At 68.3% G+C, this 21,322-nt stretch carries 15 protein-coding genes; 6 read left to right on the forward strand and 9 right to left on the reverse strand.

Annotation, left to right across the window (positions count from 1 at the left end; all coding sequences use genetic code 11):
• Nucleotides 1-71: 71 nt before the first annotated feature.
• Together C1930_RS16500 and waaA are read right to left on the reverse strand one after the other, a co-directional pair.
• Complete coding sequence (locus C1930_RS16500) at nt 72-1,283, reverse strand: amino acid transporter (RefSeq protein ID WP_108757106.1); 1,212 nt, start codon at nt 1,281-1,283, stop codon at nt 72-74.
• Between the two features lie 204 nt (nt 1,284-1,487).
• On the reverse strand, nt 1,488-2,786 hold the full coding sequence (waaA, locus tag C1930_RS16505) for a lipid IV(A) 3-deoxy-D-manno-octulosonic acid transferase (protein WP_108757107.1): 1,299 nt from the start codon (nt 2,784-2,786) through the stop codon (nt 1,488-1,490).
• A 60-nt stretch (nt 2,787-2,846) separates the two neighbouring features.
• Between waaA and C1930_RS16510 the strand changes: the two genes are divergently transcribed.
• Complete coding sequence (locus tag C1930_RS16510; protein ID WP_108757108.1) at nt 2,847-3,764, forward strand: LpxL/LpxP family Kdo(2)-lipid IV(A) lauroyl/palmitoleoyl acyltransferase; 918 nt, start codon at nt 2,847-2,849, stop codon at nt 3,762-3,764.
• Between the two features lie 132 nt (nt 3,765-3,896).
• On the opposite strand, the gene C1930_RS16515 is transcribed toward C1930_RS16510, so the two are convergent.
• From C1930_RS16515 to C1930_RS16530, 4 genes are all read right to left on the reverse strand, one after another.
• A complete protein-coding gene (locus tag C1930_RS16515) occupies nt 3,897-4,346 on the reverse strand; it encodes a transposase (RefSeq protein ID WP_108772211.1) in 450 nt (149 codons plus the stop codon).
• 117 nt (nt 4,347-4,463) lie between these two features.
• Nucleotides 4,464-5,795: an O-antigen ligase family protein gene (locus C1930_RS16520; protein WP_108772212.1), complete on the reverse strand. Its 1,332-nt coding sequence runs from the start codon at nt 5,793-5,795 to the stop codon at nt 4,464-4,466.
• A complete protein-coding gene (locus C1930_RS16525; RefSeq protein ID WP_108757111.1) occupies nt 5,776-6,891 on the reverse strand; it encodes a glycosyltransferase in 1,116 nt (371 codons plus the stop codon). The genes C1930_RS16520 and C1930_RS16525 overlap by 20 nt, the downstream gene beginning before the upstream one ends.
• 15 nt (nt 6,892-6,906) lie before the next feature.
• Complete coding sequence (locus C1930_RS16530; RefSeq protein WP_108750589.1) at nt 6,907-7,104, reverse strand: zinc-finger domain-containing protein; 198 nt, start codon at nt 7,102-7,104, stop codon at nt 6,907-6,909.
• Between the two features lie 394 nt (nt 7,105-7,498).
• Here C1930_RS16530 and C1930_RS16535 point away from each other — a divergent pair, with 394 nt between their 5' ends.
• Entirely contained in the window at nt 7,499-10,843 is a 3,345-nt protein-coding gene (locus C1930_RS16535; protein ID WP_108772213.1) for a GH92 family glycosyl hydrolase, read from the forward strand.
• Nucleotides 10,844-10,847: 4 nt separating this feature from the next.
• Entirely contained in the window at nt 10,848-11,585 is a 738-nt protein-coding gene (locus C1930_RS16540; protein ID WP_108772214.1) for a basic secretory protein-like protein, read from the forward strand.
• A gap of 158 nt (nt 11,586-11,743) precedes the next feature.
• Here the strand turns inward: C1930_RS16540 and C1930_RS16545 are convergent, their stop codons facing one another.
• Nucleotides 11,744-14,035, reverse strand: a complete 2,292-nt coding sequence (locus C1930_RS16545; RefSeq protein ID WP_108754096.1) for an NADP-dependent malic enzyme — start codon at nt 14,033-14,035, stop codon at nt 11,744-11,746.
• A 228-nt stretch (nt 14,036-14,263) separates the two neighbouring features.
• Complete coding sequence (locus C1930_RS16550) at nt 14,264-15,619, reverse strand: dicarboxylate/amino acid:cation symporter (protein ID WP_108754097.1); 1,356 nt, start codon at nt 15,617-15,619, stop codon at nt 14,264-14,266.
• 321 nt (nt 15,620-15,940) lie between these two features.
• Between C1930_RS16550 and C1930_RS16555 the strand changes: the two genes are divergently transcribed.
• The 3 genes from C1930_RS16555 (at nt 15,941) to C1930_RS16565 (ending at nt 20,737) form a co-directional block, all read left to right on the forward strand.
• Nucleotides 15,941-17,107, forward strand: coding sequence for a porin (locus C1930_RS16555; protein WP_108754098.1), 1,167 nt, complete (start codon nt 15,941-15,943; stop codon nt 17,105-17,107).
• 80 nt (nt 17,108-17,187) lie between these two features.
• Nucleotides 17,188-19,836, forward strand: coding sequence for a PAS-domain containing protein (locus C1930_RS16560; RefSeq protein ID WP_108757114.1), 2,649 nt, complete (start codon nt 17,188-17,190; stop codon nt 19,834-19,836).
• A gap of 64 nt (nt 19,837-19,900) precedes the next feature.
• Nucleotides 19,901-20,737 carry an ankyrin repeat domain-containing protein gene (locus C1930_RS16565; protein WP_199912369.1) on the forward strand — a complete coding sequence of 279 codons (837 nt, stop codon included), beginning with the start codon at nt 19,901-19,903 and terminating at the stop codon, nt 20,735-20,737.
• Between the two features lie 131 nt (nt 20,738-20,868).
• Here C1930_RS16565 and C1930_RS16570 read toward each other — a convergent pair whose 3' ends face one another.
• Nucleotides 20,869-21,321 (reverse strand): DUF695 domain-containing protein, encoded by a 453-nt coding sequence (locus C1930_RS16570; RefSeq protein ID WP_108757115.1) that lies wholly within the window; start codon nt 21,319-21,321, stop codon nt 20,869-20,871.
• Between the last annotated feature and the right edge of the window lies 1 nt (nt 21,322).

Consider the following 21,322-nt stretch of genomic DNA (forward strand, 5'->3'; position numbering starts at 1 on the left):
GGCGTTGCTGGCCGCACAGAAAAACCACCCTCACGGGTGGTTTTTTTGTGCCCGTGCGACGCTGCTCGCCCTTAGAACAGCCGCTGCAGAAGCGGCAGCAGGCACAGCGCGGTGGCCAGCGGCGCACGCACCCGGGCCGCGCCGGACTGCTTCACCTGGCCCGCACAGACCGCCGCCAGCGCGATCAACGCCAACGGACCCGGCAGGCTGGGCAGCAACCCTTCGGGCAGCCACACCGCCAGCAGCGCCGCCCCGGTGCCCAGCCATGCGATGACTGCGGCGCGCTGTACCCGATGGCGCTCGCCGCTGCCCGGCCAGCGCTGCAGGCACAGCGTTGTCGCCAGCAGCACCAGTACCACCTGCAGCGCGGCCAGGCCGGCTGCACCGGCGGCCGGCAGCAGCGGCAGCAGCCATTGCAGCTGCGTGACCCCCTGCAGGGCCACCGACAGCGGCCGTGTGCTGGCCAATGCCGGGAACGCCACCAGCCCCGACTGCAGCGCCGCCAGCACCATCAGCCACAGCATGCCCGCCGGCACCGCCACGCCAACGGCCAGGACCAGTTGCCGCCGCGGCCGGGTGACCAGCGGAGCCAGCACCAGCAGCAGGCCCGTGCTGGCAAACACCGCCAGCAGCGGCACACTGGCGGCGACCACCCCACCCATACCGAAGCGGTACGGGGCCACCGCGCTGGGCAACCACGGAATCCAGTGGGCGTAATGCACATGGCGCGCGGCCAGGACCAGCAGCAGCGCACCAATGCCAAACTTGAGGGTCAACAGCGCACAGGCCAGCAGCACCGCGCGGCGCGGCCGCAGCAGCGCCATCGCCGCAGTGGCCAGCACCAGCACGGCGGCGACCACCTGCACGGGCAGCCACTGCCGCGGCTCCACGCCCATCGTGGCCGCGACCGCGTAGAGATGGCGCGCACCGGACTGCGCAGCACCGGCCACAGTGGCGGTCAGTTCCAGCACCAGGGCCAGCAGCAGCAGATCGGCCACGCGCTGGCCCCAGGCCGCCCGCAGCAGATCGTGCAGACCGCTGCCATCGGGTTGCGCACGCAGCGCATCACGCAGGCTGCACAGCACCAGCCACGCGCCCAGCGCTGCCAGCAACAGGCTGAGCACGATTGCCGGGCCGGCCTGCGCTGCGGTGTGCTGGCCCACCAGCGCCACCACGCTGCCGCCCACCAGCAGCGCCAGCGCAAGCACCAGTAGATGATCCGTGCCCAGTACAGCGCCGGTTCGCACGCCGCCCCGCGCGGTGCTGCCGCCATCGACGTTCATTGAAAGCTTCCTTGATGCCGACCAAGCGTGGTCGACAGCAGGCTGGCAGCGGCGACGACGCGGCGGTATCGGGAAACGGCGCGCAAGCACCGCGCTGTGATGGAAGGCACGCGCACGGCCGCGCAGGCAGGCCAGCTACGACACCGCCTCGGCCATCAAGCAGGCTTTATGCGGCTGTTTGCGTCAGCACACCGCCGAGCCGGGTCAGTCGCGCGGCGGCGGCAGGTGCGGTTCCACCAGCGCCACGGTGCGCTGCAGCGCGCCGCGACCGTTGCTGACCAGCGTGCAGCCGGCGTGCGCCATGTCTTCGCGGGCCTGCGGATCCTGCAGCAGGTGCTGCAGATGGTCGCCCACGGCCTGCACGTCGTCGCCGATCAGCAGTGCACCGGCCTCGCGCATGCGCCGCGAGATTTCCGCGAAGTTGTGCAGGTGCGGGCCGGTAACGGCGGCCGTGCCCAATGCCGCCGGCTCCAGCAGGTTGTGGCCGCCGATGGCCTGCAGGCTGCCGCCGACGAAGGCCACCTGGGCGCAGCCGTAGAACGGCATCAGCTCACCCAGGGTGTCGATCACGAACACGTCGGTATCGGCCTGCGGCCACTGCTGCGCACGCCGGGTGGCCACGCGCCAGCCCTGCTCGCGCGCCAGCGATTCCACCTTCGGGAAGCGCTCGGGGTGCCGCGGCGCCCACAGCAGCAGCAGGTCCGGATGCTGCTGGCGCAGCCGCCGGTGCAGGTCGATCACCGCCTGTTCCTCGCCCTCATGGGTACTGGCGGCGATCCACACCGGCCGCTGGGCCGGAACCTGCTGGTGGAACTGGGCGATGAAGGGCTGCACTTCCGGGGTGGCAATGTCGAACTTCAGGTTGCCCAGTGCCTGCACCTGTTCCGGCGCGGCGCCCAGCTGCACGAAGCGCGCGGCATCATCCTGCGATTGCGCGGCCACGCAGGTCACGGTGCGCAGGGCACGGCGGATCAGCGCGGCCAGCACGCGGTAGCCGCGCAGCGAACGCGCCGACAGGCGTGCGTTGAGGATGTACACGGGAATGCGGCGGTCACGGCACCCGAACAGCATGTTCGGCCACAGCTCGGTTTCCAGGATCAGCGCCAGGCTGGGCTGGAAGTGGCCGAGGAAGCGGTTGACGCTGCCGGGCACGTCGTACGGCAGGTAAACGTGATCCAGCGCATCGCCCCACAGCGCGCGCACGCGCTCGGAGCCCGTAGGCGTGATCGTGGTGATGACCCAGCGGATGTCCGGGCGCTGCTGGCGCAGCGCGTTCACCAGCGGCGCGGCCGCGTTGACTTCGCCCACCGATACCGCGTGCAGCCAGACCCGGGGTTGGCCGGTCGGCTGCGGGTAGGAGGCATAGCGTTCATCCCAGCGCCGGAAGTATTCGCGGACCCGGAAGCCCCGCCACACCAGGTGGTACACGGTGATCGGCAGCAGGATGTAGAGCACGGCCGAATACAGGCCGCGCAGGATCCATTCGACAGGGTCTTTGCGCATGCGGCAAGGATACGGGACGCCCCCGGGAAAGACACGCGGCGGGGTTGGTAGAATGGCGGCATGTCCGATGCCTCTACCGCCATCCGCCCGTCCCTGGCCGATCCCCGCAACTGGCCGATGTTCGCGGCGATGTTTGCCGCATTCGGCATTGCCCGCCTGCCGTGGTTCCTGCAGCGCGCGCTGGGGCGCGGGGTTGGCTGGATCACCTGGCGCCTGCTCGGCAGCCGCCGCCGTGCCGCCGAGGTGAACCTGAAGCTGTGCTTCCCGGAAAAGGACGAGGCCTGGCGCAACCGCCTGGTGCGCGACAGCTTCGACGCGCTGGGCGTGGGCATCTTCGAATGTGCGCGCTCCTGGTGGGGCAGCATCGACAGCATCCGCCCGCAGGTGCAGATCGAAGGCCTGGAACACCTGAAGCAGATGCAGGCCGAAGGCCGTGGCGTGCTGCTGGTGTCGGGCCACTTCATGACCCTGGAAATGTGTGGGCGCCTGCTGTGCGACCACGTGGACCTGTCGGGCATGTACCGCAAGCACAAGAACCCGGTGTACGAATGGGCGGTGAAGTTCGGCCGCCTGCGCTATGCCAAGGCGATGTATGCCAACGAGGACATCCGTGCCACCGTGCGTCATCTGAAGAAGGGCGGCTTCCTGTGGTATGCCCCCGACCAGGACATGCGCGGCAAGGACACCGTGTTCGTGCCGTTCTTCGGCCATACCGCGGCCACCATCACCGCCACCCACCAGTTTGCGCGCATGACCGGCTGCGCGGTCATCCCCTACTTCCACCGTCGCGAAGGCGGAAAGTATTTCCTGAAGATCGGCGCGCCGCTGGAGAACTTCCCCAGTGAAGACGTGGAAGCCGATACCACGCGGGTGAACCAGGCCATCGAACAGATGGTGCGCGAAGCCCCCGACCAGTACCTGTGGATCCACCGCCGGTTCAAGCGCCAGCCCGGCGGCCGCAGCGATTTTTACAAATAACCGGGGAATGCTGCATCCACGCATGGCGTGGATCTACGGGCATCGGCGGGAATGCTGCATCCACGCGTGGCGTGGAATGAGGTGCAGTAGATCCACGCCATGCGTGGATGATTTCCGCGCGACGCCACCGGATTACAACGGCCAACGGCACCATGCGTGAGCGTACTCCCCCACCTCGCACGCCAAGCCTGCACGGACCGGGTTGGCCAGGATGTACATGGCCTTCTCGTGAAGTGACTCATCGCTGCGCACCGCGTGGTCGTGGTAGCCGTGCTGCCATAGCGCACCGCGCCGGCCCAGCTGCTGGTTCAACAGGCGGCTGCTGCGGGATTTAAGCAGGGACATGCACTCGGCCAGGGTGCCCTTCTGCAGCTCCATCAACCAATGCACGTGGTCGGGCATCACCACCCAGGCCAGGCTGTGGCTGATGCCGACGCGCTCCACGAAGCGCAGTGCATCGACCAGGACCGCCACGTTGGCAGCGTCGGCGAACAAGGGTTCACGGCGCACGGTGACCGTGGTCAGAACGTACACGTTGCCGGTGCGGGAGTAACGGCCGTAGCGGAGTCTGGGGCTGGCCATGACCACAGCCTGCGCTGCCGAGGTCAGCAGGGGTATTGGGGAGTTGCCCGAGGTTGGGTCGGGAAAGCGCCATCCACGCATGGCGTGGATCTACCTGCGCGTGGGGTGGGTGGGCGATTACATCGCGTTGGGCGGATCGTCCGGTTCACGCGCCAGCAGCGTGCCGACGAACAGCGCCGCCAGCAGCACGGTAACCCCGCCCCAGAAGGTGGAATAGACCGCCAGGTGGGTGTTCAAGGGAAACACGGTGACGGCCAGGGCCAGCATGGCCGGGCGCGCGCGCTCACGCGCGGCGGCCGGGGCGAAGCGCCAGGCGCGCCATGCCTGGGCCACGGCCGCCAGCCACAGCAGCAGGCCCAGCACGCCGGTTTCGGCGAGGATTTCCAGCACGATCTGATGGGCGTGCAGGGCCGGCTCGGCGCCCCATACGGCGGGTGCCTGCTCGTGCACGCACGCGGGATAGGCATCGCGGAAACCGCGCGCGCCCACGCCGTTGATCGGGTGTTCTTCGATCATGCACGCCGCCGCCGACCAGATGCGCGCGCGGCCGGACAGCGCCTGGTCCACACCATCGTCGGCGCCATCCCAGGCCATGGCGGTGCGCGCCACGCGCTCGCGCAGCTGCGGCACGCTGGCGGTCAACGCGGCCGCGCCCAGCAGGCCGGCCAGCGACAACAGCAGCAGGCGCTTCCAACCGAACTGGCGCAGGCCGCTGTACACCAGCACCAGGCCAAAGGTGACCCAGGACGCGCGCGAGCCCGCCAGCAGCAGCACGACGCCCAGCGCGGCCGCGCCCAGCAGCCAGCCGGCATGGCCGAAACGGCGGGCCAGTGGCAGCAGCAGGAACGGTGACAGGCTGGCCAGCACCTGGCCGAACTTCAGGTTGCACGGCCCCAGCGCACCACTCAGACGGTCGGCCAGCACGACTTCATCGGCCGGGCACAGGCCGTGCCCGCTGACCACATGCTTCAACTGGTCCAGCGACCAGAACCACGGACTGCTGCCGGCCAGCGCCTGCACCAGCGCATCCACGGTCCACAGCCCGGTGATGAGCGCCAGCCCACCCAGCGTCAGCCGACGCCGCTGCGGGGTGGCCACGGCAATGGCCACCAGCCACATGAAAGGCAGATAGCGCAGGCCGGCGGCGGCCTTGGTCCAGGCCGCCGACGGATCGATGGCATCCAGCGCCGAGAACGCCTGCGGCAGCCAATAGCCCAGGAACAGGATGGAGGTCAGAGCCCACGCGGCAGGGCTGAGCAGATGCGGCCGGTGCTGCAGCCGGCGCAGCACCATGCGCGCGGCGGCGTACAGCGCACCCAGGCCGAGCACGGTTTCGGCGATGCCCGGCAGCGGCCACAGCGCCACGTAGGCCAGCACCCACCACGGCGCCCAGCGCCCGGCGCGATCGTCGCGCAGGGCCGGCGTGGGGTCAGCCGGCAAGGTCGGCATAGAGGCGAAGGGTGTCACGCTGCATGGCCTGCAGGGTAAACGGGATCCGCCCCGGCAACGACGGCGGTTGTGCCAGCAGGTCCAGCGCGCGTTCACGCAGGGCCTGCGCATCGCCCAGCGGCACCGCGCCCGACGGCTGCAGCTGCTGCAGCAGTTCGCCTACGCCGCCGTGGTTCCAGCCCAGTACCGGGCGGCCGACCGACAGGGCCTCGACCACGGTGCGGCCGAACGCTTCGGGCTTGTCCGACAACTGCAGCACCAGATCGCTGGCGGCGTAGGCCTGGGCGATGCGCGCGGTGGGCACGCTGATGTGCACGGCCTCGGCAATACCCAGTGCGGCCGCCTGCGCGCGCAGACCGGCGACATAGGTTTCGCGGCCGGGCTCATCGGTGCCCAGCATCCACAACTGCGCCGGCACGCCGGCGGCACGCAGGTCGGCCAGCAACTGCAGCGCGTGCGCATGGCCTTTCAGCCGCGTACCGCGCCCCGGCAGCAGCAGCAGCGGGCCGTCCACCTGCGCCAGCCACGGGTAATCGGCCGCCAGGGCCAGGCGTGGGCGACGATCGGCACGTGCCACGCGCGGGAACTGGCCCACGTCCACGCCGCGCGGAATCACCTGCAGGCGCGCGTCGGGAACCGTCGGGTAATGGGTGTGCACATACTCGCGCACGGTATTGGACACGCAGATCACGCGTTCGCCGCTGGTCATCACCGCGCTGTAGCGGCTGGGCGAATTCAGGCCATGCACGGTGGTGACCCAGCGCGGGCGCTGCGCGGCCGGCAATGCACGGATCGCGTACAGGCCCAGCCAGGCCGGCAGGCGCGAGCGCGCATGCACGATGTCCGCGCCCACTTCGGCGAACAGGCGGCGCAGGGTCGGCATGTGGCGCAGGGTCAGCAGCGATTTGCGGCCGATATCCAGCGTGAGGTGCTCGGCACCGCTGTCCAGCAGCGGCTGCACCAGGCGCCCGCCGGCGGACACCACCAGCGCACGGTGGCCGGCCGCCACCAGGGCGGCGGCGATTTCAAGGGTGGAACGCTCGACGCCGCCGGAGTGCAGCGCCGGCAGCAACTGCACCACGGTCAATCGGCGCATCGAACGGCCGCCCGATCAGTCGGCCAGCACGAAGGTGGAGCCGCAGTACGGGCACTGCGCTTCACCGTTGGGCTCGTCTTCGATCGGCAGGTACACGCGCGGGTGCGAGTTCCACAGCGCCATTTCCGGGGTCGGGCAGCTCAGCGGCAGGTCGGCGCGGTGCACGGTGTAGCGCTTTTCGGCGTTGGCGGGCGCAGTGGCGGTATGGCTCATGGCGGGTGTCGATGAACGGATTGCGAGGGCTGGGATTCTAGCATCTGGGCCGGGCCAGCATTGCGCCGCAACAGGCGGGTTGGCGTCTGCATACCTTCCGTCCCGACGCTCAGACACCCACCTGGGCGGATTTCTTCAATCGATCCAAGCAGTTCCGGGCACCGCCCTGCACTGGCGAGGATTTGCCGCATTTGGATCGAACTAAATGGCACTTGTCAGGGTGCGGCCGCCTGTTGCAGCATCGGGACCCTCACAACCCGACCCGATCGCACGGCCCGCCCCCCACCGGACCTGCATCGCTTCCGCGCTGCCCCTGGGCGGCACGGGCGGTGCTGTCCTGGGTGTTCGCCGATGCGGGTCCTGCCAGCCGCCTGCCTTACCCGGGAGACCCTGCATGACCCTGACCGATCCGCGCCGCGCCCTGCTTCCCCTCGCCCTGGCCCTGGCCTGCGCGACCTCTGCGACGCCGGCGCTGGCGCAGGGCCTGCAGACCTCGTTCGAGCCGGGCGAGCCGGCACCGCTGAAGGCCGCGGGCGCGCTGCAGGTGCAGATCGGCAATGGTCCGGCCGCCCCGTATGCCGCCAAGCGCAATGCCGGCTACACCGGCCTGCATGCCCTGCACTACCGCGGTAATGGCGGCCCTGCATCACGCGAACTGTTCACCACCGATCTGACCATTGCCGCCGACACCACGCTGTCGTGGCTGGTGCTGCCGGAGATCGTCGGCAGCGATACCGTGGCCTCGACCTATGTGTCGCTGGACCTGCGCCTGGACGATGGCAGCCGGGTGTCGGCCAGCGCCGCGCGCGACCAGCACGGGATCGCGCTGGGCGCGCGCGCGCAGGGCGATTCGAAGACGCTGTACCCGCAGCAGTGGGCGCGCAAGGCGGTGCGCCTGGGCGATGTCCCGGGCCTGCTGGGGCGCCGGGTCGTGGCCATTGAACTGGCCGTGGCCAGCGCCGATGGCGCGCCGGTGTCGGGCTGGATCGACGATGTGCGCCTGGATGCGCAGCCGCGCACTGTGCCGCAGCGCGTATCGGACTGGGTGCTGACCACCCGCGGCACGCAGGCCAACGGCACCTTCTCGCGCGGCAACAATTTCCCGGCCACGGCGGTGCCGCACGGCTTCAACTTCTGGACCCCGGTGACCGACGCCGGCGCGCTGAACTGGCTGTACCGCTGGAGCGAGCAGAACGATGCGAAGAACCGCCCGCAGCTGCAGGCGCTGGCGCTCAGCCACCAGCCCAGCCCGTGGATGGGCGACCGCCAGACCTTCCAGGTGATGCCCTCGGCCAGCCGCGGCGTGCCCGAGGCCGACCGCAGCAAGCGCGCCCTGTCCTTCGACCGCAGCCAGGAATCGGCGCGCCCGTACCGCTACGACGTGCGCTTCGACAACGGCATCGCGGCGTCGATCGCGCCCACCGACCATGCCGCCCTGTTCCAGTTTGAATTCCCGCAGGGCAGCGATGCCAACCTGCTGTTCGACAACGTGGACGCACGCGGCGGCCTGACCCTGGATGCAGCCACGCAGACCCTGAGCGGCTACACCGATACGCGCAGCGGCCTGTCCAACGGCGCCACCCGCATGTACGTGGTGGCCCGCTTCGACCGGCCGTGGCGCAGCAGCGGCCGCATCGATACCGGCCGCCCCACCGGCTACATCAAGTTCGATACCGCGCAGGGCCGCACGGTGACGATGCGCATTGCCACCTCGCTGATCTCGCTGGACCAGGCACGCCACAACCTGGCGCTGGAAATCGCCGACGCCGACACCCTGGCCAGCGTGGCCGGGCGCGCGCAGGACGCCTGGGATGCACGGCTGTCGCGCTTCGATATCGGCCAGGCCAGCGACGACGCCAAGACCACGCTGTATTCGAACCTGTACCGCCTGTACCTGTACCCCAATTCGGGCCACGAGAATGCCGGCACCGCCGCCGCGCCGGACTGGCGTTACGCCAGCCAGGCCAGCGCCGAAGACAACAACACCGACGGCAGCGCCAGCCGCAGCTTCGCGCCGGTACGCGATGGCAAGGTGTACGTGAACAACGGCTTCTGGGACACCTTCCGCACCACCTGGCCGGCCTATGCGCTGTTCACCCCACAGGATGCCGGGCAGCTGGTGCAGGGCTTCATCGAGCAGTACCGGGCCGGCGGCTGGATCGCGCGCTGGTCGTCGCCGGGCTATGCGGACCTGATGGTCGGCACCAGTTCCGACGTGGCCTTCGCCGATGCCTGGCTGAAGGGTATTGGTGGTTTCGATCCGGCCGAAGCCTATGCGGCCGCGTTGAAGAACGCGACCGTGGTGCCGCCGGACCGCCACGTCGGCCGCAAGGGCATGGACCGTTCGACCTTCCGCGGCTACGCCAGCGCCGACGTGCACGAAGGCATGTCGTGGACGATGGAAGGCGCGTTGAATGACTTCGGCCTTGCCAACATGGCGCAGGCACTGGCAACGAAGGCAACCACGCCGGCCGCGCGCGAGCGCTACCGCACCGAGGCCGAGTACTTCCGCTACCGCGCCGCCGGTTACGCGACCGTGTTCGACCCGGCAGTGGGCTTCTTCCAGGGCCGCCAGGCCGATGGCAGCTGGCGCGTGGACGCCAAGGACTACGACCCGCGCGTGTGGGGCCACGACTACACCGAATCCAATGGCTGGACCTTCGCCTTCACCGCTGCCCACGACGGCGAAGGCCTGGCCGCGCTGTACGGCGGCCGCGAAAAACTGGCGGCCAAGCTGGACACCTTCTTCGCCACCCCGGAAACCGCCGCGAAGGAATTCGCCGGTTCCTACGGCGGCATCATCCACGAGATGACCGAAGCGCGCGACGTGCGCATGGGCATGTATGCGCACAGCAACCAGCCGGCGCACCACATACCGTGGATGTACCTGTACGCCGGGCAGCCGTGGAAGACCCAGCAGCACGTGCGCGAGATCCTGTCGCGGCTGTACGTGGGCAGCGAGATCGGCCAGGGCTACCCCGGTGACGAGGACAACGGCGAGACCTCGGCGTGGTACCTGTTCGCCTCGCTGGGTCTGTACCCGCTGCGCATGGGTGCGCCGGAGTACGTGATCGGTTCGCCAGCGTTCGCCCATGCACGGGTGGAACTGCAGGGCGGCGCGGTGCTGACCGTCAACGCCGAGAACAATTCGCCGGAAAACGTGTACGTGCAGTCGCTGAAGATCAACGGCAAGCCGTGGACGAAGACCTGGGTGCCGCACGCGCTGATCGCCCAGGGCGCCACCCTGGACTTCACCATGGGCCCGCAGCCGTCGCGCTGGGGCAGCGGTGCCGACGATGTACCGCCTTCGCTGACCGCGGTCGGCAAGCGCCCGCAGCTGCTGCACGACCTGCTGGGCAGCAGCGCGCGCGCGGCACTGGCCGATGGCCGCGCCCTGCCCGCCCTGACCGACGACGATGCGGGTACCGCAGTGGCGCTGGGTGCGGGTGCGACCATCAGCCTGAGCGGCGGCGCCGATGGCGTGCCGACGATGTACACGCTGACCAGTGGCGATGGCGCGATCCGTGGTGGCCAATGGGTGCTGGAAGCGCGCAGCGGCAACGGAAGCTGGCGTACGCTGGACCAGCGCGAAGGCGAAGATTTCACCTCACCGCGGCAGACCCGTCCGTTCCGCATTGCCACGCCGGCACGCTACAGCGAGTACCGTCTGCGCGTGATCGGTCCGGGCCGTCTGCAACTGGCCGAGATCGAACTGCTGGCACCGGCCACCGTACAATGACGCCATGCGCCTTCGTCTGATTCCCCTGCTCTTTCTTGCCCTGGCCTTCCCCGGTGTTGGCCAGGCGCAGACCCAGGCCTTCGATGGCCAGGTCAGCCGTGATGGCGTGACCCTGTATTACCAGGATGCCAGCGGTGCCCTGGCGGCACCGCTGCGCAAGCGCATCATCGACACGTTCTACTTTGCTTACCTGCGCGAGCGGGCGGACTTCCGCCCGGCGGCGCCGAACGAAGTGCGCATCGTGATCGATCCGGCCTACAACGGCGTGGCCTACGTGGGTGACAAGGACAAGGCCAGCACGATCACCATCAATCCGGGCTGGCTGCTGAAGCACCCCGATGACATCGACTTGGTGACCCACGAGGCGATGCACATCGTGCAGGGCTACCCCAGCTACGGCGACAAGCGCGTGCCGGGCTGGCTGGTGGAAGGCATTGCCGATTACGCACGCGACCGCTACGGCATGAACAACACCGCCGCCGGCTGGGCGTTGCCGGTGAAGGTGGAAAAGGGCCAGACCGTGGAAAGCGGCTATCGGGTGACCGGTGCGTTCCTGAAGTGGGCCGAGGGCGAGCACCCGGGGCTGGTGCTGGCGCTGGACAAGGCGCTGCGCGACGGACGCTACGTGCCCACGCTGTGGCAGAAGGAAACCGGCAAGACCCTGCCGGTGTTGTGGGCGCAGTACGCCAAGCCACGCAGCGATGCCCCGCCACCGGCCCCGGCGCGCCGCGGCCGACGCTGAGGGCGGTAGCGCCAGGCCATGCCTGGCGGAATCCCTGATCTACCGCGCTGCGCGCTCGCCGGGCATGGCCCGGCGCTACCCGATCCGGGTCTGCGCTTTGCGCAAACAGAAACGCGCCCCGTGGGGCGCGTTTCTGCCGCTGTCGCTGGAAAGAAGGCTTACGCCTTCTTTTCAGCTTCCAGCTGCTTGCGGATCTGCGCATCCACCGCGGCGATGGCGGTCATGTTCAGGATCCGGCGCGAGGTCGCGCTGGTGGTCAGGATGTGCACCGGCTTGTTCACGCCCATCAGGATCGGGCCGATCGCCACGCCATCGGTGAACACGCGCACCAGGTTGTAGGCGATGTTGGCCGCTTCCAGGTTCGGCAGCACGAACAGGTTGGCGCGGCCCTGCAGGGTGGAGCCCGGCAGCAGCTTCTGGCGCAGTGCTTCATCCCACGCGGTGTCGCCCTGCATTTCGCCGTCCACGTTCAGGCGCGGGTTGCGCTTGAGCAGCATCTCGCGGACCTGGCGCATCTTCAGTGCGTCCTTGGAATCGTGGCTGCCGAAGTTGGAGTGCGACAGCAGCGCCACCTTCGGCTCGATGCCGAACAGCTTCATGCGGTAGGCCGCCTGCAGCGTGGCTTCGGTGATCTGCTCGGCGGTCGGGTCTTCCTGCACGTGGGTGTCCACGAAGAAGAACACGCCCTGCTGGTTGATCACGCCGGTCATGGCCGAGGTCGAAGTGACCTTCGATTCCAGCGGCAGCACGCTGCGCACATAACCCAGCTTCTTGTGGAAGCGGCCGACGATGCCGGTCAGCATGGCATCGGCTTCACCACGGGCAACCATCACCGCGGCGATCAGGGTCGGGCGCGAACGCATCAGGTTCTTCGCCGCGGCCACGGTCACGCCACGGCGGCCGGTCAGGCCGTGGTAGTACTGCCAGTATTCGTTGAAGCGCGGATCATCATTGATGTTGGTGATCTCGATGTTCTCGCCCACCTTCAGGCGCAGGCCCAGGCGTTCGATGCGCGCTTCGATCACGTCCGGGCGGCCGATCAGGATCGGGTGCGCCAGGCCTTCATCGACCACGTTCTGCACCGCCTGCAGCACCACTTCCTCTTCGCCTTCGGCGTACACCACGCGCTGCTTGTCGGCGCGGGCACGGTCGTAGACCGGCTTCATCATCAGGCTGGTGCGGTAGACGAACTGCGACAGCTTCTGCCGGTAGGCATCCATGTCGGCGATCGGGCGCGCGGCCACGCCCGAATCCATCGCGGCCTGGGCCACGGCGGCGGACAGTTCCACCAGCAGGCGGCGGTCGAACGGGCGCGGGATCAGGTATTCACGGCCGAAGCTCGGTGCATCGCCGCCGTAGGCCGAACCCATGTCGGTGGCCGCACGGCGGGCCAGCGCGGCGATGGCGCGCACGCAGGCGATCTTCATTTCCTCGTTGATCGCGGTGGCGCCCACGTCCAGCGCGCCGCGGAACAGGTACGGGAAGCACAGCACGTTGTTGACCTGGTTCGGGTAATCCGAACGGCCGGTGCCGATGATCGCGTCCGGACGGGCGGCGCGCGCTTCTTCCGGCATGATTTCCGGGGTCGGGTTGGCCAGCGCGAAGATGACCGGGTCCGGCGCCATGGTCTTGACCATCTCGGCGGTCAGGATGCCCGGGGCCGACAGGCCCAGGAAGATATCGGCGCCGTTGACGATCTCGGCCAGGGTGCGCTTGTCGGTGTCGCGCGCATAGCGCTGCTTTTCCGGGTCCAGATCAGTACGGCCGGTGTGGATCACACCCTCGCGGTCGAAGGCCAGGATGTTTTCCGGCTTCAGGCCCAGCTGCACCAGCATGTTCACGCAGGAAATGCCGGCCGCGCCCATGCCCGTGGTCGCCAGCTTCACTTCCTCGATCTTCTTGCCGGTGATGGCCATGGCGTTGAGCACGGCGGCGCCGACGATGATCGCGGTGCCGTGCTGGTCGTCATGGAACACCGGAATCTTCATGCGCTCGCGCAGCTTGCGCTCGACCACGAAGCATTCCGGGGCCTTGATGTCTTCCAGGTTGATGCCGCCGAAAGTCGGCTCCAGCGAGGCGATGATGTCGACCAGCTTGTCCGGATCGGTTTCGTCCACTTCGATGTCGAACACATCGATGCCGGCGAACTTCTGGAACAGCACGCCCTTGCCTTCCATCACCGGCTTGCCGGCCAGCGGGCCGATGTTGCCCAGGCCCAGCACGGCGGTGCCGTTGGAAATGACCGCGACCAGGTTGCCGCGGGCGGTGAGTTCGCTGGCCTGCTGCGGGTCGGCCTTGATGGCTTCGCAGGCATAGGCCACGCCCGGGGAATAGGCCAACGACAGATCACGCTGGGTCAGCATCGGCTTGGTCGCAGCGACGCGGATCTTGCCCGGCGGCGACATGCGGTGGTAATCGAGGGCGGCCTGTTTGAAATCTTCGTTGGACATCGATGTGGGTTACATGAATGGGCAAGAGGGACAGGGGATGATACCCCCGTTGGAGTGGCTGGACCTGTCGCTATCCTGTCGCAACCATGCTGCGACCGCACAATTCCGTGCCGTATGCAACGATCCGGGTCCAGCGTGGGCGCCCTTGATGACAGCCAAGCGACGCCCTGAAACGCTGCGGGGCCGTGCCACTGTCGTGACCGGCCCCGCAGTACCACACACCTGGCGTCAGCCCTTGGCCGGCAGGGCCTCGGTCAGTACCGGGGCCACCGCGTCGACCGGCGGCGGCAGCTCGCTTTCGCGGCCGTCCAGCGCCAGCTTCAGGCGGTCACGGTCCAGCGCGCCTTCCCAGCGCGACACCACCACGGTGGCCACCGCATTGCCGATGAAGTTGGTCAGCGAGCGGCATTCGCTCATGAAGCGGTCCACGCCCAGGATCAGGGCCATGCCGGCCACCGGCACTTCCGGCACCACGGCCAGGGTGGCGGCCAGGGTGATGAAGCCGGCACCGGTGACGCCGGCCGCGCCCTTGGAGCTGAGCATGGCGACCAGCAGCAGGGCGATCTGGTGGCCCAGGGTCAGTTCGGTGTTGGTGGCCTGGGCGATGAACAGCGCCGCCAGGGTCATGTAGATGTTGGTGCCGTCCAGGTTGAACGAATAGCCGGTGGGCACCACCAGGCCGACCACCGACTTGCTGCAGCCGGCGCGTTCCATCTTTTCCATCAGCGACGGCAGCGCCGATTCGGACGAGGACGTGCCCAGCACCAGCAGCAGCTCGGCCTTCAGGTAACGGGCCAGCTTGAACACCGAGAACCCGCACAGGCGGCAGACCACGCCCAGGATGACGGCCACGAACAGGAAGGCGGTGAGATAGAACGAACCCACCAGCCAGGCCAGGTTGACCAGCGAACCGACGCCGTACTTGCCGATGGTGAAGGCGATGGCACCGAAGGCACCGATCGGGGCGGCCTTCATCAGGATGTGCACCAGCTTGAACACCGGGGCGACCAGCGCTTCCAGGAAGTTCACAATCGGCTTGCCCTTCTCGCCCACCGAGGCCAGCGCGATGCCGAACAGCACGGCCACGAACAGCACCTGCAGGATGTTGCCATCGACGAAGGCGCTGATCAGCGTCTTCGGAATGATGTCCATCAGGAAGCCGACCAGGGTCAGGTCATGCGACTTCTCCACATAGCTGTGCACCGCGGTCTGGTCCAGCTCGGCCGGGTTGATGTTCATGCCCGCGCCGGGCTGCACCACGTGCGCCACGATCATGCCCACGATCAGGGCCAGGGTGGAGAAGAACAGGAAATACGCCATCGCCTTGGCGAACACGCGGCCCACCGTGCGCAGGTGGGTCATGCCGGCGATGCCGGTGACGATGGTCAGGAAGATGACCGGGGCGATGATCATCTTCACCAGGTTGATGAAAGCATCGCCCAGCGGCTTCATTTTCTCGCCGATCAGCGGCTCGTAATGGCCCAGGACGGCGCCCAGGACGATCGCCACGATCACCTGGAAGTACAGCTGGCGGTAGAGCGGCAACGGCTTGCTGGGCACCGGTGCGGTGGTCGGGATGTGCATGGCGGACTCCGGAAGGGGCGGTTCTGGCGCATACGGTTCCCGCCGTGGCGGGACCGTCTCCGTGGATCTGGGCGCGGCCCGGCGGTGAGCGCCGGCGCGACCAATGGACGCCTTTGTACGCGCCGGGCACGCCGGCGCAGATAACCTATTGGTACTAGCCCCCCGGTTCAGGTGGCTGCGGTGCCTACACTGGCGCCGTACCGACGCCCCCGGGGACGCCGGTGGCCCGAGCTGAACGGCCGGGCACGTTCCCGCGCAAGTTCCGGCCATCGCGGCCGTTGTTGTCCTGTCCACACGCAATCTGAGAGAGCCGCACCACCCATGCGCCCGATTCCCACCTTGCTGGCCCTGTCGCTGGCCGCACTGCCCGCCTTCGCCTCCGCCGCCGATTTCGACAACTGGCCGACCAAGTACACCTTCGGCGACGGCACCGAACTGGCCGCCACGGCCAACATCGCCTACGACTACAACGACTTTTCCTCGGCCAGCGGCATCGAGGATGACGATGCGGTGCGCCGCAAGGAGTTCGGCGCGACCCTGAAGAAGAAGGGCGTGTACGACGCGATGGTCTACTACGACTTCCAGGCCGACACCTGGCTGGACGTGTTCGTGCGCTTTGAAAGCAAGGCGTTCTTCGGCCGCGACGTGGGTCGTTTCCGCTTCGGCTACATGAAGACCCCGGTCGGCCTGGATGCCAACACCTCCTCGCGCGCCGGCAGCTTCCTGGAAACCGCGTTGCCGGTGCAGGCGTTCTACGCCGGCCGCCGCACCGGTGTGGAATGGGTGCTGGAGCGCCCGCAGTACCTGCTGCAGGCTGGCGCCTACGGCGGCAAGGACCTGCAGGGTGACAACCCGGGCACCACCCAGGCCGTGCGCGCCGTGTGGACCCCGGTGAAGGCACCGGGCGACGTGGTCCACCTGGGCCTGGCCTATTCGCAGGAAAACCCGCGCGGCTACCACGATGGCCGCGATGTGCACCACGAAGCCAGCGCGCGCCTGCGTGCCCGCCCGGAAGCCGGCCTGACCGATATCCGCCTGGTCGATTCGGGTGCGCTGGTCACTGCCGACCAGATCCGCCGCACCGGTCTGGAAGGCATCTGGATCCGTGGCCCGTTCTCGCTGCAGGCCGAAGCCCTGCAAGCCACGGTGACCCGCAAGGGCCTGCCCGACTACACCGGCAATGGCCAGTACGCGATGGCCAGCTGGGTGCTGACCGGCGAATCGCGCCCGTACAACGCCGGCGCGGTGGCCAACATCAAGCCCGCCCACGATTACGGCGCGGTGGAACTGCTGGCCCGCTACAGCCGTCTGGACCTGGACGATGGCAGCATCCTGGGCGGCCGCCAGCACGACCTGACCATCGGCGCCAACTGGTACCTGACCAGCCACTTCAAGTTCCAGGCCAACTACGTGAAGGTCGACGCCAGCCGTCGCGGCGTGCACAGCACCCCGGAAATCTTCGAACTGCGCGCGCAGATGCACTTCTGATCCGTTCTCCGGCACTTCCTTCCACAGTGCCTGCGGCGGGCGTGCTCCCCACGCCCGCCGCCCCTGCGTAGACTGCCGCCATGTACTGGCTCAGCCGCCACCGCCTGCTGTTGCTGACCCTGCTGGTGATGATCGGCGGTACCGTGCTGTGCGCGGTCGCGGCCGGCCACTACGCCTGGCGCCGCGCGCTGGCCACCGAAAGCGCCCAGGTGCAGCGCCAGCTGCAGTTGTATGGGCAGGGCCTGCAACAGCGCATCGACCGCTTCGGCACATTGCCGCAGGTGATGGCGCTGGACCCGGACCTGCTGCAGGCCCTGCAGTCGCCGCTGTCGGCCGCCGAGCGGCAGCGCTTGAACCTGAAGCTGCAACGCGCCAACCAGGTCACCCGTACTTCCACGCTCACCCTGGTCGGCCGCGACGGCGTGGCCGTGGCCGCCAGCAACTGGAGCGAACCGGCCAGCAACGTGGGCGAGGACTACAGCTACCGGCCCTACTACCAGCAAGCCATGGCCCACGGCCGCGGCCGCTTCTACGGCATCGGCATGACCACCAACGTGCCGGGCTACTTCATGTCCGAAGCGATCGTGGATGCGCAGGGCCAGCGCATCGGCGTGATCGTGATCAAGATCGAGCTGTCGGCGCTGGAACAGGAATGGCTGAGCAGCCCCGACGTGGTGCTGGCCAGCGACAACCATGATGTGGTGTTCCTGGCCAACCGCGATGCCTGGCGCTACCGCCTGCTGCGCCCGCTGGGTGCCAGCGAGCGCCGCGAAATGCTGGCCGCGCGCCAGTACGCCGACCGTTCCCTGCAGCCGCTGCGGGTGCGTACCGAAGACGTACTGGCCGATGGCGGGCGCATGGTGCGCCTGCTGGACCCGGCGCTGGCCACGCCGATGCTGTGGCAGAGCCTGGCGCTGGAGGACGAAGACTGGAGCCTGCACCTGCTGCACGATGCAAGTGCTGCGGGCAGTGCCGGCCGCGGTGCAGCCATTGCCGGTGCCGCCGCCTGGCTGGCGCTGGGCTTCCTGGTGCTGTTCGTGCAGCAGCGCCGGCGCTTGTCCAAGCACCGCCAGCGCAGCCGCCGCGAACTGGAAACACTGCTGAAGCAGCACGCGCAGGAACTGCGCACCGCCCAGGATGGCCTGCTGCAGGCGGCCACCGATGCCGACAGTGGGCTCAGCCGCAGCCTGGAACACCTGCCGCAGGGCGTGGTGGTGATCGACCGCGAGCAGCGCCTGGTGGCCTGGAATTCGCGCTACGTCGAACTGTTCCGCTTCCCGGCGGGGCTGGTGCGGGTGGGCCGGCCGATCGAAGAACTGTTCCGCTTCAATGCGCGCCGCGGCCTGCTCGGCCCGGGGCCGATCGACGAGGCCATCGAGCGCCGCCTGAACCACCTGCGCAGTGGCCGCCCGCACATGCGCGAAAGCGAGAAGGACGACGGCACCGTGCTTGAAATCCGCGGCAATCCCCTGCCCGACGGCGGCTTCGTCACCAGCTACGCGGACATCACCAGCTACAAAAACGCTGCGCGCGAGCTGCGCTCGCTGGCCGACGCGCTGGAACACCGCGTGGCCGAGCGCACCCACGATCTGGACGAAGCGCGCCGCGAGGCCGAGCAGGCCAACCGCTACAAGACCCGCTTCGTGGCCTCGGCCGTGCATGACCTGCTGCAGCCGTTGAATGCCGCGCGCATGTTCGTGTCGGTGCTGCGCGGCCGCTTGAGCGGTGATGCACGCGAACTGAGCGAACACGTGGATGCGGCCCTGGCCGCACAGGACGCCATCCTCAACAGCCTGCTGGACATTTCGCGGCTGGAATCGCGTGCGCTGCAGACGCGGGTACGCGCGTTCGCGCTGTCGCCGCTACTGGAAACCCTGGCCCGTGAATTCGGCATGGCCGCGCAGAGCCGTGGCCTGCACCTGGACTGGGTGGATACGCGCGCGGTGGTGGTCAGCGATGAAGCACTGCTGCGCCGCATCCTGCAGAACTTCCTGTCCAACGCGCTGCGCTACACCCCGCGCGGGCGCGTGCTGATCGGCTGCCGGCGCGTGGGCGACCATCTGCGCATCGAAGTGCACGACCAGGGCCCGGGCATTCCGGAAAGCCTGCAGGGTGAGATCTTCGAGGAATTCCGCCGCTTGAACGACGGCGTGGAACAGGAACGCGGCGCCGGCCTGGGCCTGGCCATCGTTGAACGTATCGGCCGCCTGCTGGGCCACCGCATCAGCCTGCGCTCCACCCTGGGCAAGGGCAGCGTGTTCGCGGTAAGCGTGCCGCTGGGCCAGGCCGAAGACGTGGCGGTGCCGACGCCCGCGCCGGTGGTGGCCGCCGAGCTGACCGACGACAGCCCGCTGCGCCAGTGCCGGGTGTGGAGCATCGACGATGACCCGCGCGTCTGCGCCGCCACCCGCGCCCTGCTGGAGCGCTGGGGCTGCAACGTGGAACTGGCCGACGGCCCGCAGGGCGCGCTGGAAATCGCCAGCGCGCTGAACGTGCCGCAGCTGCTGTTGCTGGACGTGCGCATGGGCCAGTGGCACGGCCCGGACCTGTACGAAGCGCTGTGCAGACTGTGGCAGGCGCGGCCACCGGTGATCCTGGTGACCGCCGAACGCGATGAAGCCCTGAAGGCACATGCCGCAGAACAGGGCTGGGGCTTCCTGCCCAAGCCAGTGCGGCCCCCGGCCCTGCGCGCATTGATGACCCAGCTGCTGCTGCGCCACCGCGGGTAGCGTCGAGCTTGCTCGACTGCTTCGCCTAGAATCGGCGGTCATTGCAACGTTTTAAGGATGGATCGTGCCGAAATCCCCCAAGGCCGAGCGCCCCGCTGATCTGTTTGCCGCCGCATGGGCCGCCGACACGCAGGCCACGGCGGCCTTTCTCGCCGCCAGCGCAGATGTACACGCGGTGGATGCCTTTGGCTTTACCGCGCTGGAGCGGGCCGCATCCAGCCAGGACCGCGCGCCGATGGAACACACGCTCGCCACGCTGCGTCTGCTGATCGATGCCGGCAGTCCGCTGGAGCACGTCGGCGCGGGTGGACGCACGGCGTTGTTCCTGGCGGCAGAGTTCTCGCCGGACGGCCCCGAAGCGGTGCAACTGCTGGTGGACGCCGGCGCACAGCCGGATGTCCGCGACGCGCATGGCAACCACATCGTGGAAAACGCCTGGTCGCCGCAGGTGAAATCTCTGCTGTCCGCCCTGACCGGCCACGCCGTTCCCCCGGTGGTCGTGCGCAAACCGGACCGGAAGATGTCCGCTGCGGCATGGAAACTGGCACAGGCGAAGATCAAGGACGCGTTTGCCATTCTGGAAGCGGCAGGCATCGTCACCACCCGCGGATGCGGCGATACCCGCGACGACGCTGCCGACGACACCAATGAACTGTTCTGGCGTCGTGGTGGAACAGAAGCAGGCCTGAAGGGTTTCTGCTTCTATTCCGGCGATGACATGAAGCGCGCCAAGCGCACCAGCGATCTGTCGATTGGTTTCTGGGGCCCGCCCGACAGCGCGGCCATGGAGCGCATCGGCCATGCCATCGTCGATGCCTTCGCCAGCGTCGGCCTGCCTGCCGAATGGGATGGCACCGAGCGCATGCGCCCCTGCATCGATCTGCGTTCGCTCAGCGCCTGACGGGCGTAGAGTCGAGCGTGCTCGACTGCTGTTGCCTTGTAGAGTCGAGCTTGCTCGACTGCTTTTCCGCCCAGTCGAGCAAGCTCGATTCTACAGAAGCGGCAGCCGAGCATGGCTCAGCGCTGCGAGGTTCAGTTGACTCCGGGATCCTGCAGCGGCAGGTCAAGCTCGGGCGCTGCCAGGGTCCAATCGACATCGTGTTCCATCTGGAACTCCCATGGCCGCGCCGGCCCGGGCATTGCGAGCAATTGCTGCAGGCGGTCATTCGCCTGTTCGGGATCATGTACCCGATACAGCAGCACGCGCTCGCCCCGGGCGGTGATGCGCGCGAGAAAAACGGCATTGCCCTCCGCTCCGACGCTTGAATCGATAAGCGTTTCCAAGCGCGTGACCACCTCCAGTTCCTCCGGGGTGGGCATGCCGTTATCGCCCAGCGACCGGCAGGCGATGCCAATCCGCAGGTGCCAGGGGAACAGGGTTCGAACGGCATCGGTGCGCAGCGCCGTATTGACCACGACCACAGCCGGTGCCTCGCCGATGACCGTGTTGATGAGGGTGTAGAACGGTACCGGGGTTTCCCGCATC

The organism is Stenotrophomonas sp. SAU14A_NAIMI4_8 (assembly GCF_003086695.1).
Lineage (GTDB): Bacteria > Pseudomonadota > Gammaproteobacteria > Xanthomonadales > Xanthomonadaceae > Stenotrophomonas.

Coding starts and splice junctions, on each gene's coding strand:
- C1930_RS16500 (WP_108757106.1), bottom strand. CDS start 1,283: ATGAACGTCGATGGCGGCAGCACCGCGCGGGGCGGCGTGCGAACCGGC.
- waaA (WP_108757107.1), bottom strand. CDS start 2,786: ATGCGCAAAGACCCTGTCGAATGGATCCTGCGCGGCCTGTATTCGGCC.
- C1930_RS16510 (WP_108757108.1), top strand. CDS start 2,847: ATGTCCGATGCCTCTACCGCCATCCGCCCGTCCCTGGCCGATCCCCGC.
- C1930_RS16515 (WP_108772211.1), bottom strand. CDS start 4,346: ATGGCCAGCCCCAGACTCCGCTACGGCCGTTACTCCCGCACCGGCAAC.
- C1930_RS16520 (WP_108772212.1), bottom strand. CDS start 5,795: ATGCCGACCTTGCCGGCTGACCCCACGCCGGCCCTGCGCGACGATCGC.
- C1930_RS16525 (WP_108757111.1), bottom strand. CDS start 6,891: ATGCGCCGATTGACCGTGGTGCAGTTGCTGCCGGCGCTGCACTCCGGC.
- C1930_RS16530 (WP_108750589.1), bottom strand. CDS start 7,104: ATGAGCCATACCGCCACTGCGCCCGCCAACGCCGAAAAGCGCTACACC.
- C1930_RS16535 (WP_108772213.1), top strand. CDS start 7,499: ATGACCCTGACCGATCCGCGCCGCGCCCTGCTTCCCCTCGCCCTGGCC.
- C1930_RS16540 (WP_108772214.1), top strand. CDS start 10,848: ATGCGCCTTCGTCTGATTCCCCTGCTCTTTCTTGCCCTGGCCTTCCCC.
- C1930_RS16545 (WP_108754096.1), bottom strand. CDS start 14,035: ATGTCCAACGAAGATTTCAAACAGGCCGCCCTCGATTACCACCGCATG.
- C1930_RS16550 (WP_108754097.1), bottom strand. CDS start 15,619: ATGCACATCCCGACCACCGCACCGGTGCCCAGCAAGCCGTTGCCGCTC.
- C1930_RS16555 (WP_108754098.1), top strand. CDS start 15,941: ATGCGCCCGATTCCCACCTTGCTGGCCCTGTCGCTGGCCGCACTGCCC.
- C1930_RS16560 (WP_108757114.1), top strand. CDS start 17,188: ATGTACTGGCTCAGCCGCCACCGCCTGCTGTTGCTGACCCTGCTGGTG.
- C1930_RS16570 (WP_108757115.1), bottom strand. CDS start 21,321: ATGCGGGAAACCCCGGTACCGTTCTACACCCTCATCAACACGGTCATC.